Origin of the sequence: Wolbachia endosymbiont of Tettigetta isshikii (assembly GCF_041154185.1) — a bacterium.
Classification (GTDB): domain Bacteria; phylum Pseudomonadota; class Alphaproteobacteria; order Rickettsiales; family Anaplasmataceae; genus Wolbachia.
In genome coordinates this window covers 18,115-28,950 of the sequence record NZ_JBFTEN010000015.1, presented here as the reverse complement: position 1 = coordinate 28,950, position 10,836 = coordinate 18,115, and the positions used below count along the sequence as shown (strand labels likewise).

Below are 10,836 nucleotides of genomic sequence, written 5' to 3'. Positions count from 1 at the left end.
AAACAGATATTAGCCTGGGCTTCTTTTGCTTTTTTTTATTTGGTAAACTTCTTAATATTTATAGCCAAAGCAATTTAAGAGCATGCAGCGTTATAAAAAACGCTAAAAATATTGTCTTTTTCCGTTTAGGTGCGAGAAGTCTATTACATTAGTAGCTCTTCACTAAGTCTACTAATGCAGCGATATTTTCAACTGGAGTATCAGGAAGCACTCCATGTCCAAGATTAAATATGAAAGGTAAATCCCTAAAGCAATCTATTATACGCTTCGCTTCTTCAATTGCTTTGGCTTTGTTATATGCCAAAAGACTAGGATTGAGGTTCCCTTGCAGAGGAACTTTCAGGTTTTCTTTTGCCCATTCTATTGGAATGTCATAATCTATACTCACTGCTGATACACCCGTTTGGTCACAGTAATCCCTATAGAAACTTCCGGCAGATCTTGGAAAACCTATTATCGGAAAACTTGGGAACCTATTCCTTATCGCTAAGGTAATCTTCTCTGTCGGCTCAATAACATATTTCTTAAATAGCTCTTTCGACAACGCTCCGGCATTACTGTCAAACAGCTGTATAACATCTGCTCCAAACTCTATTTGCTTAATCAGATAGACGATTGTTGCCTCTGTTATCCGCTTGATTATCTTTTCCAAGCTTGAGGGACAGAAGTTCAGCACTTTAGAAAAAGTTTTGCTGCTTCCACCTTCTATGATGTACGAAGCAACTGTCCACGGACCTCCAGCAAACCCTATGAGAGACTTTTCCTCTGGCAAACAACCTCTTACTCCCTTTATAGCGTTTAGAATTGGCAGGGTCTTAGTTTCAATTTCTTGTGGACTTCCCAGCTCTTTAAAATCTTCAACGGGCCTTATCATCGGACCTACGCCGCGCATGAAGTTCACATTACAACCCAGAGCATCAGCCACTATTAAAATGTCAGAGAAGATTATTGCTGCATCCATGTCAAACCTTGCAATTGGTTGCAGTGTCAGCTCTACTATTAAATCTGTTCTATAACACATCTCTATAAAATTATTTACGTTTTTTACCGCTTCGCGGTACTCAGGTAGAGATCTACCTGCCTGGCGCATTATCCAAATTGGTGTCTCCTCACCCTGTCTGCCCTCACTTATGGTTCTTGCTACTATTGTTTTACTGTTTCCTAGTTTAATTAACCTGTTTTCTTTCATATAGTAAAGTATAATAGTAGCAATAGTTTTATCAATGGTCTGTTATTAACTTAAAATTCTATGAAGATTCTTATTGCCTGACTTGTAGATAAGTATGTTAGTAACTTTTATATGTTATTGATTTTCTGTAATAACTTATGTGTATAAGTGAAATGTTCAGATTGTTAGTAATCTTCCCTTATGGAAAAGGTTTTCCCGTTGTGCGCTGTTATATAATTATGTGTGCACCAGTGAAAAAGTTGTTGATCAATTGTTAGTATCCGGTATCAACAGATAATCCACAAATTAATTTGACATTATTCACATGCTTATTAAACATTTAACAACAGTTTTCTTGGTAAATCTGATTCAAAAATATTTTTACCATTAGTAGGAAGCAAGTTGAGTAAAAAAGGAACTTTTATAAAACGAGTAGCGTACAGAATTTTTCTGTTTCTTTTCAAAAGAACTCGTATGCTGAGAGAGTGTGCAACTGAAGCACTAATGAAGGATTTACCAGATTTGAATATATTCAATGGTCTAATAAAATTCCATGACTGCAATATAACTGATGTGATGACTCCACGTACAGAAATATGTGCAGTGGACATTGAATCGAGTAGGTACGAGGTAATGAAAAAAATAAAAAATATTTGCCACACTAAGATGTTAATTTATAAAAATGATTTTGATAATGTGATAGGTTTTTTCTACGTAAAAGATGTTATTCTAAGCGAAGACGAAGGTTTTAGCCTAAGAGAACTTGCACAAAACGTAATATTCGTACCACCCTCGATGAAGACTACCAACCTTTTCGTTAAGATGAGATCTTCCAGATCGTATTTAGCTGTTGTGTTGGATGAATATGGTGGAACTGATGGCTTAATTTCAGTAACTGATCTTATGGAAGAATTGGTGTCAAATATTAACAGTGGAAGTGAATCTTCTGAGTATGCAATTGTAAAGTTATCTCAAAGTAAGTTTGAGATATCAGCTAGGACTCTGATAAAGGACATAGAGGAAGATCTAAAAATAGAATTACGCAGCCCCGAGGAGGATTATGCAACACTTGGTGGGTTAATTCTTTCAGTTGCTGGCAAGGTACCATCTGTAGGTGAAGTTGTTAAGTACAAAAATGGTGCGAAATTCGTTGTTAAGAATGCAAGTGAGAGGTATATTGATAAGGTAATATTAGACTTGAGTGATTACAGAAACTAGATCTCTTGCATAAACTGATTTCTGATTTTGCGTCAAAACTTGCTTACGCTCCTCAAGTATTCTGCGTTGCTCATCTGCGTTTCTCCTGAAAATTCCATATCATAAATTGGTTATGAAAGAGATCTATTGATATTCCTCGTGAGGAAGTGTTTTACCTTTAGGTAAAGAGGTCTACAATATTTATATGCATAGCGCTGATACGTACTTTAGATAAGTGCGCTTAGTCTAGATCCGAGGTGCTGTGGAAAGTTTCAATTTTTGCGTTAACACTTGTAGGTGCTTTTACAAAGTGTGGAATCGCTTTAAGTCAAAGTTAAGCCTATTTCCAACAAGTTGTTTTCACAAGTACAGTGTATTTTAGCATTATAGTACTCCAGTAGTAAGTAGGTCATGTAGATGCTAATATCTTTTGTATTTAGGTTGTCATCTCTTTTCTTGCTTAATTTCATTACTAATGATTTGCTTAAAGGCTTGTATTCACTTGAAACTTGCATAGTTAATAGAGTTTTGTCTTTCTCCTGGCTTAATAAAACAGACATCCGTTCAACTTCTGCTACTGCACTGGCTATTGTTATTACCATATTGGAAATTATTTTGTTTATCTTTTCAATTAAACTTGTTTTGCATTTCACAAAATGTGCATCCGTTTTCCACGTGAATTTTATTTTTTTTTTTAGCAGATAGTTCTCTATATTCAGTTTGGTTCGGTCAAAGCTGCGGTTATCTGCTGAAGAAGAGTATGCCTGTTTCATAACTTTGTATTTGTGCATTAAATCATTAGAACTTTCCATAAGTAATGACAATGCTTCCTTCCACGAGCCAGAGTCGTTCTTGTCACTTGCCTCAAGCTCTTCTAAGGTAAACATTATCCCATTCATAGAGTTAGCAAAGTCATGAAGTAGTCGTCCTGATAGTAGCTCTGTTATCAACAACACGTTTTTGCTCATTAGACAATTGTAAATGATTTAGGCTAACCTATATCGGTAGACATATGATAGTCAATTGAGAGAAAGTTTCGTTGTACTTTTTGTGCCAGGTTATTAATATAATATTAATAATCGTAAAATTTGTGTAAAGATTATGAGTACTTATGCTAAATCAGGAGTAGACCTTAAGCTGTATAATAAGCTAATAAAAGAGGTCAACCTTATAGTTGGGAAAACTAAAAAAAAAGAAGAGGTTATTAATGAAGAAGGTTCATTTTCCGCACTGTTCGATTTTTCTGCGCTGAGTAAAAAATATGACCACCCAGTACTTGTTTCTTCAACTGACGGGGTGGGTACAAAGCTGTTGATAGCTCAAGAAGTAAACAAACATGATAATATAGGCATAGATCTAGTTGCAATGTGTGTGAATGACTTGCTTGCGCAAGGAGCAACACCTTTATTTTTTCTTGATTATTTCGCAACAGGTACTTTAAGTAAAGATGTTTTATTATCCGTAGTTCAGGGTATTGCAGAAGGATGTAAACAGGCCAATATAGCATTAGTTGGTGGAGAAACCGCAGAGATGCCTGGAATGTATAATAATAATCACTATGACCTTGCAGGATTTGTGGTTGGAGTGGTCGATAAAAGTAAGATCCTTCCAAAATGCAACACTATGAAGAAAGGTGACTGTATAGTTGGCTTAGAGTCAAGTGGAATTCACTCGAATGGGTTTTCTTTGGTGCGATATATTTTTGAAAGTTTAGGCATAAATTATAATGATTTATCTCCATGGAATAATAAAACCTGGAGTGAGATACTACTCGAACCAACAAAAATATACGCTGATTCTTTATTGCCTATTATGTCAAAGGTGAAAGGTATTGCACACATCACAGGTGGTGGCTTGGTAGATAATGTTCCGCGGATTCTCCCAGAAGATTTGTTTGCTGACATAGACATTTGTTCTTGGGAATGGCCAGATATATTTTTGTGGCTGATAAAAGAGGGTAAAGTAGAGAAGAGGGAAATGTTAAGGACATTCAATTGTGGTATTGGTATGGCATTAATCGTAGATCCTGAAAATGTGCAAAGTGTAAAAAATCATTTCCAAAAACGTGGAGAAAAAATTGAAATTATAGGAAAGCTTCATAAGAAGTATAGACCACCACTTGATGAAATAGCACCTTAGTTAGACTAACTTCACTGACAACCTTTCTGCAACTTCTAAATATGCTTCCTTTAGGTTTCCTAAACTTAAACGGAAGATATCTTTGTCTAGTTTTTTGTGAGTACTGTTATCCCATAACCTGCAATTGTCGGGGCTGATCTCGTCAGCTAGGATGATCTTTGTTCTATCGCTCATTAACCTGCCAAATTCTAATTTGAGATCGACTAAATCTATTCCTGTATTTAAAAATAAGTCAATTAGAATTGTATTGATTTTTGAGGTTGTAGTTTTAACCTCTTCCATTTCTTCACGAGATAACCAGCCAAAATATAGTACATGGGTTTCATTTACCATTGGATCAGCCAGATTGTCATCTTTATAGAAAAATTCGATTATGGGAGATGTAAGCTTCTTGCCTTCTTTTACATTAAAACGTTTGCAAAAACTACCAGCTGCGGTATTTCTCACTACTATTTCAAGAGGTATAATCTCTAGTTTTTTAACTAGCTGCTCCCTTTTATTCAGAGTTTTTATAAAGTGCGTGCCAATTCCTGCTTTCTCAAGCTTTTCCATGATGAAAGCACTAATGAAGTTGTTGATTATTCCCTTACCCTCAATAATTTCATATTTTTCTTTATTGAAGGCTGTGACGTCATCTTTAAAGTGCTGTATAACAGTTAACGGATCTTTAGCTTTAATAATAGATTTCGCTTTACCTTCGTATATTATTTTGTCTGGCAGCATATTTGATTTAACTATATATTGTAGATATTACATCAATTTACTGCCTAAGTTTACTATAAATTTGCAAAGATGTTCAATGTTACAATATTAACCATATTCCCAGAGATGTTTCCTGGATTTTTGAACTATTCCATTGCTGGAAAAGCGTTAGAAAAGAAAATATGGAATCTTGAAGTTATGAATATTCGTTCCTTTGCTAAGGATAAATACTCAACAGTAGACGATGTTTCATATGGAGGCGGGGCAGGAATGATTATGCGCCCTGATGTTACTGGTGATGCAATTGATAGTGTGCTTACCGCTTATAAGGATACTAAATTTATTTATATGACTCCATCTGGCGCGAGATTTAATCAAAGCATTGCAAAAGAGTTAATAGGATTCACTCATATAACAATATTGTGTGGTCGATTTGAGGGTATTGACCAAAGAGTGGTTGATGAGTATACTCCTTATGAGTTAAGTATCGGAGATTATGTACTTTCAGGAGGCGAGCCGGCTGCGATGGTAGTTCTTGATACATGTGTTAGGCTTCTTCCTGGTGTAGTAAGTAATTCTGGTAGTATTACTGAGGAAAGTTTTAGTTATGGTGGTGGTATGCTTGAGTACCCTCAATATACTAAACCTAAGCAGTGGAGAGAACATAAAGTGCCTGAGGTTTTGTTGTCTGGTAATCACAAAAAAATAAGTGATTGGAGGTGGGAACAGTCTCAGGCTATAACAAAAAGGCGTAGACCTGAATTATTAGATGGAGATATAAATGACAAATTTACTTGAAAAGTTCAATAAGCAGCAAATGCAAGTGTTAGCTAAAGAATTGCCAGAGTTTCGTCCTGGTGATGATTTGAAGGTCACTTTTAAAGTGGTTGACGGTGCAAGCGAACGTGTGCAAATATTTGAAGGTGTATGTATATCAAAAAGAAATCGTGGATTGCATTCTTCTTTTGCGGTTAGAAAAGTGAGTCATGGAGAAAGTATAGTATCACAATTTTTTGTTTATTCTCCTGCGCTAGTTTCAGTGCAAGTGACAAGAAGGGGGAAAGTTCGTAGAGCGAAACTGTACTACTTATGTAAGCTATTTGGAAAAGCTGTAAGAATAAAAGAGCGTACTACTTACAAAAGCGGTAAATCTAAGCGGCTTTGATGAAAAACGGTGTTGCTTCAGTTCTTAATGCGCCGAGGCAATAGGAAGAGACTAAAAATAGATGAGCATAAAAACAAAATTCCTTAAACTGCTTCAGTCCAGGCGCGTACATGCTCGCATAAGAAGAAAAAACAAAAGAAATAGAACATTGTATTTCAGTTCTCTCGTAACACTAGTTATTTCGCTTGGTTGTCCTATATGCATATTGCTGAGCATATTAATTAACGCTTATAGCGCATTAACAATAACGAAGATTTTGTTACCAGTTGAGATAACTGCTGATTTTGCTTTGGCAGATAATCCTAGTGATTTACGATATAAGTCCATTGACTTACTTAATGATTCTCTACGTAAAGTGTTTAAAGGAACCGATTTCAGGAGTAATGACGAGATTTTAAGTTGTAATTCTTACAAGGAGCTAGAGAATTTTTTTCGTGGGAAAGTGAAGCACAGTGGTGAGTATGAAATCTGGCTTACTGCGTCAAGTATAATCAATTCAATAAACAAAGATAGATATTTCAATGGTCATTATGCTGAACTGCTTAGTTGGCTAAAAGAAGAAGGGAGGGTGAAAAAGTTCTTTAATAAGTCTTTATTTCTTAAATCTGATTCTCGTGAACCTGAGAATGCAGGGATTTTAGGAGCATTAATCGGCTCATTAATGACGATTATGGTATGTCTAGTTTTGGCATTGCCAATAGGAATTATGTCAGGCATCTATCTTCACGAATTTATGCCCAAGAACAGTATAATAACTAGCATTGTAGAGGTTAGTATAAATAATCTTGCTGCAGTGCCTTCGATAATATTTGGTGTAGTAGGTTTAACTCTCTACCTTGGTATATTTGGTTTACCTCGTTCTTCGCCACTTGTTGGTGGAATGACTCTTTCATTTATGATGTTACCTAACATTATAATTGCAACAAAAAATGCCTTCGCGAATGTTCCTATTACAATAAAAGATGCAGCTTTTGCTCTTGGAGCGCCTCATATCAAGGTAATATTGGATCACTCTCTACCGATTGCATTACCGAGAATAATACATGGCGCTGTGCTTGCAGTTGCAAGAGTTTTGGGTGAGTCCTCTCCTTTACTTATGATAGGTATGGTAGCATTTATAGCTGACACACCAGCATCCTTTTTCGACCCAGCAACTGTTTTGCCTGTACAAATATACATATGGTCAAGTAGTCCTGAGATTGCATTTGTTGAGCTTGCTGCTATTGCAATTATAGCTTTGTTGATAATGTTGTTCGCTCTGAATTTAGTAGTAAATTTTGTAAAAAGAAAATTCGAGTTTTTTAATTTTTAATTCATGAAAATTATTATTTTATCTGGTTATGGCTTGAACTGTGAGAAGGAAACTGCATTTGCATTTATAGAATGTAGTAGAAAACTTGGTATCAACAATGTAGAAGTGAAGATCGTTCATATTAATGAGATCATAGATAATCCAGGTGAACTAAAATCAAGTAATATACTAGCAATTCCAGGAGGTTTTTCCTACGGTGATGACACTGGTGCTGGTAATGCGTTTGCTTTGCGCATTAGAAACAGCTTGTTAGACGAACTTCAAGATTTTTTATCTCAGGATAAGCTTGTTATAGGAATATGTAATGGTTGTCAGGTATTAGTAAAGCTAATTCCAGAATTCTCTAACCTGGCTTTAATATGTAATGATGTAGGTAATTATCAATGCCGTTGGATTAGAGTGAAAGTTAGCCCACAAAGTAATTCTGTTTGGCTACAGGACCTAAATGAGCTGTATCTTCCTATTGCTCATGGAGAAGGCAAGTTTTTTATGGATCAGAGTGTTTTGGATCAATTGATTGAAAATAATTCCGTTGCACTGCGTTACGTTGATGAAGAAGGTAACTACGCCAACTTGCAGTTTCCTTGCAATCCAAACGGATCTACGTACGATCTAGCAGCCTTATCAGATAAAAGTGGTAGAGTATTGGCTTTAATGCCTCACCCAGAGAGAGGAATATTTTTCATTCAGCAGGACGACTGGCCGCTTGAAAAAGAGAAATGTAAGCGCTTAGGTATCGCTATGCCAAAATATGGCAATGGAATGCTTATATTTGAAAATGCACTAAAATATTTTGCGCAAGCGTTGTAATACAACACGATGTTATATAGTAAACGATGTCAATAGAAACGAAAAAACTGTTTGGTAGAAGTCATAGTCCTATCCCCCTTGCTTAATTTATTTTTATGACTCCACCACAAGAACTGTACTTGCGGCTTTCCTGCAGACGGCTCTTCAACGCTAACTATGGATTAGATTTTAGTAAGTTATTGAAAATCGTGACCTTTTGAATTGTGCTTAATCAAACTTAAAAATGGCAGTTCATTGCACATCTATACGGCTAAGCTATTGAAGTTCTTGAATTTTACTAAATTGATGGACCATTTTAAGGTGCCTGCTGCTTAAATTTAAGTGCCCATTAGTTTTTTTATTGCAGATGTTTGAATTTATAAATTATTGATATTCTTGCTCTTTTTTATCTCTAATCCATAGTTAGCGTCTTCAGTGTAGTATCCACAGCATTTTTAGCTTCTGCTATCTGGTTTACTTTTCCTTGTATCATATTCCAACCTCTATTGTGTTGGTGTAACAAACCTGTCTCTACACTGCTGGCCCTTGTATGTAGCTTTCCTACATTCTGAGTACTAGTCCAACTTCCACTACATCTTCTGCTAGTCCTTGCTTTTGTTGACTTGTTCTAACGGACCTTAACAGGAATACAATGGATCTCGCAAGTTTACGTAAATTCCATCTTAACACATGATACGACCTAAGATCCTGGTAGAATGTCTTGCCTTAGCGTTATTCTTCATTCTGTTTTCCACTTCAAGTACAGTGTCGACCTCTACGGTGCTATTCATTTCGTGGCTCAATACCTTCACTTTCGTTGTACCCTGTGTTATTCATTACTTTAGCTTTACTACGCTCGTTGCCTTACGCAGCATAGTAGTCTATTCCAGGCTGTTGGCTAGACTTTGCCTAGGTTGAATTTTCACCAACTGAACTCTACGCACTTTGCTTGGTGCACACTTGACAAAATTCATGGATTCCAGCGCCCCTTCTCCTGTCATCCCAGTACTTGATACTGGGATCCATGATACTACTTTAGTAATAAATATTTAAGAAATTTACTAAGCAGACGAAAGGCAAAAGAAACTCCGTTAGCTAGTTATTCACTATCTATCTTTTAAATTGACGTTTTTTATTGTCTTAAATGCTTTAACAAGCGCATTTTAGCTTTTTTTAGGTAAAAACCTTGAAAATTTATAAAGACATGAGATGCACATAGTGCAAAAAACTAAACATAAGACGCCAAGTACATTGAGTTTTTTGTCGTTTAATCTGCACAGACTGAAGATAAATAATAGCTTCAGTACTATGATAAGGGCGATTGAGGAATTTGTCAAGTAGTTTTTCGTTTCTATTGGATGACGTTATAACTTTTATAAGGAGAGGCCGGGACCGGAATTGAACCGGTATAAAAGGATTTGCAGTCCTCCGCATAAACCATTCTGCCACCCAGCCATTTTTACATGTAGATATCCATGATATCTTTTAGCATAGATAAAGCTTCTTCTCTTTTTCGTTGAAAGATGTTGCGCCCAATGATTGAACCATTACCGCCTCCTTGCTCAATTTCTTTTGCCTCATTGCGTATATCATTCACCGACTTCGACTCGCCACCAGAAAAAATTACTATTCTTTTTCCTGCAAAGCAAGATTTCCTGACATATTCAATTCTTTTGGATAACGATTCAATATTTCCCGCTTCTATTTTTTCTTTTTCCAATTGGTTAGTAGGGAGTTTTACTTTTATTATGTTAGCACCAAGCAAAGCTGCTATGTGCGCAGCATAAGCAATAACATCAACTGCTGTTTCACCTTCTTTGGAAATTCCCTCACCTCGTGGGTAAGACCATAGCACCACTGCAAGCCCATAGGACTTAGTCTCAGCTATGATTTCACGAGCCTCTTCTATCATATCAAAACACTTAGCAGAACCAGGATATATGGTAAATCCAATGGCTGTGCAGCCCAAACGCAGCGCATCTTTCACAGAGGCGGTTATTGCCTGATCGGAAGTTAGACTTTTTGAATGCAAAGAATTGGAGCTATTAAGTTTTAAAATAAGTGGAAGCATCCCAGCGTAAGTTGAAGCGCCAGCTTCAATCATGCCAAGTGGGGCAGCATACGCACTTACTCCTGAATCAAGTGCAAGTTGAAAATGATAATGTGGGTCATAAGCATCAGGATTAACTTCAAAGCTTTTTATTGGTCCGTGTTCAAATCCTTGGTCTACAGGGAGAATCACCAATTTGCCAGTGCCACCAAGTTTTCCATGCATGAGAATACGGGTGAGGTTTGCTTTTACCCCAGGACTTTCACTTTCGTGGTAGCTTAGGATTTGCTTTACTTTATCGCTTATTATCACTA

At 36.4% G+C, this 10,836-nt stretch carries 10 protein-coding genes and 1 tRNA gene; 6 read left to right on the top strand and 5 right to left on the bottom strand.

Going from position 1 to position 10,836, the window contains the following annotated elements; genetic code table 11:
* Positions 1-148: 148 nt before the first annotated feature.
* Entirely contained in the window at positions 149-1,189 is a 1,041-nt protein-coding gene (gene hemE, locus AB6N09_RS03890; RefSeq protein ID WP_411131631.1) for a uroporphyrinogen decarboxylase, read from the bottom strand.
* Positions 1,190-1,570: 381 nt separating this feature from the next.
* On the opposite strand from hemE, the gene AB6N09_RS03885 reads away from it, so the two are divergent.
* Complete coding sequence (locus AB6N09_RS03885; protein WP_411131630.1) at positions 1,571-2,386, top strand: transporter associated domain-containing protein; 816 nt, start codon at positions 1,571-1,573, stop codon at positions 2,384-2,386.
* A 302-nt stretch (positions 2,387-2,688) separates the two neighbouring features.
* Here AB6N09_RS03885 and AB6N09_RS03880 read toward each other — a convergent pair whose 3' ends face one another.
* Entirely contained in the window at positions 2,689-3,321 is a 633-nt protein-coding gene (locus AB6N09_RS03880; protein WP_411131628.1) for a histidine phosphotransferase family protein, read from the bottom strand.
* A gap of 145 nt (positions 3,322-3,466) precedes the next feature.
* On the opposite strand from AB6N09_RS03880, the gene purM reads away from it, so the two are divergent.
* A complete protein-coding gene (gene purM / locus AB6N09_RS03875; RefSeq protein ID WP_411131627.1) occupies positions 3,467-4,504 on the top strand; it encodes a phosphoribosylformylglycinamidine cyclo-ligase in 1,038 nt (345 codons plus the stop codon).
* Here purM and purC read toward each other — a convergent pair whose 3' ends face one another.
* Positions 4,505-5,227: a phosphoribosylaminoimidazolesuccinocarboxamide synthase gene (gene purC / locus AB6N09_RS03870; RefSeq protein WP_411131626.1), complete on the bottom strand. Its 723-nt coding sequence runs from the start codon at positions 5,225-5,227 to the stop codon at positions 4,505-4,507. It lies immediately after the preceding gene.
* A gap of 69 nt (positions 5,228-5,296) precedes the next feature.
* On the opposite strand from purC, the gene trmD reads away from it, so the two are divergent.
* The 4 genes from trmD to AB6N09_RS03850 all read left to right on the top strand — a co-directional run bounded on the left by trmD (position 5,297) and on the right by AB6N09_RS03850 (position 8,493).
* Positions 5,297-6,004, top strand: coding sequence for a tRNA (guanosine(37)-N1)-methyltransferase TrmD (gene trmD, locus AB6N09_RS03865; RefSeq protein ID WP_411131625.1), 708 nt, complete (start codon positions 5,297-5,299; stop codon positions 6,002-6,004).
* Positions 5,988-6,371, top strand: coding sequence for a 50S ribosomal protein L19 (gene rplS, locus AB6N09_RS03860; RefSeq protein WP_411131624.1), 384 nt, complete (start codon positions 5,988-5,990; stop codon positions 6,369-6,371). Before trmD ends, rplS begins: the two co-directional genes overlap by 17 nt.
* Positions 6,372-6,432: 61 nt before the next feature.
* Positions 6,433-7,683, top strand: coding sequence for a phosphate ABC transporter permease PstA (pstA, locus tag AB6N09_RS03855; protein ID WP_411131623.1), 1,251 nt, complete (start codon positions 6,433-6,435; stop codon positions 7,681-7,683).
* A 3-nt stretch (positions 7,684-7,686) separates the two neighbouring features.
* Positions 7,687-8,493: a phosphoribosylformylglycinamidine synthase subunit PurQ gene (locus tag AB6N09_RS03850; protein WP_411131622.1), complete on the top strand. Its 807-nt coding sequence runs from the start codon at positions 7,687-7,689 to the stop codon at positions 8,491-8,493.
* 1,362 nt (positions 8,494-9,855) lie between these two features.
* Here the strand turns inward: AB6N09_RS03850 and AB6N09_RS03845 are convergent.
* Positions 9,856-9,927, bottom strand: a tRNA-Cys gene (locus AB6N09_RS03845).
* A 4-nt stretch (positions 9,928-9,931) separates the two neighbouring features.
* The gene (locus AB6N09_RS03840; protein WP_411131633.1) at positions 9,932-10,828 is read right to left on the bottom strand and encodes a class I fructose-bisphosphate aldolase; all 897 of its coding nucleotides are present in this window, start codon (positions 10,826-10,828) and stop codon (positions 9,932-9,934) included.
* Positions 10,829-10,836: the final 8 nt, after the last annotated feature.

Coding starts and splice junctions, on each gene's coding strand:
- hemE (WP_411131631.1), bottom strand. CDS start 1,189: ATGAAAGAAAACAGGTTAATTAAACTAGGAAACAGTAAAACAATAGTA.
- purM (WP_411131627.1), top strand. CDS start 3,467: ATGAGTACTTATGCTAAATCAGGAGTAGACCTTAAGCTGTATAATAAG.
- purC (WP_411131626.1), bottom strand. CDS start 5,227: ATGCTGCCAGACAAAATAATATACGAAGGTAAAGCGAAATCTATTATT.
- trmD (WP_411131625.1), top strand. CDS start 5,297: ATGTTCAATGTTACAATATTAACCATATTCCCAGAGATGTTTCCTGGA.
- rplS (WP_411131624.1), top strand. CDS start 5,988: ATGACAAATTTACTTGAAAAGTTCAATAAGCAGCAAATGCAAGTGTTA.
- pstA (WP_411131623.1), top strand. CDS start 6,433: ATGAGCATAAAAACAAAATTCCTTAAACTGCTTCAGTCCAGGCGCGTA.
- AB6N09_RS03850 (WP_411131622.1), top strand. CDS start 7,687: ATGAAAATTATTATTTTATCTGGTTATGGCTTGAACTGTGAGAAGGAA.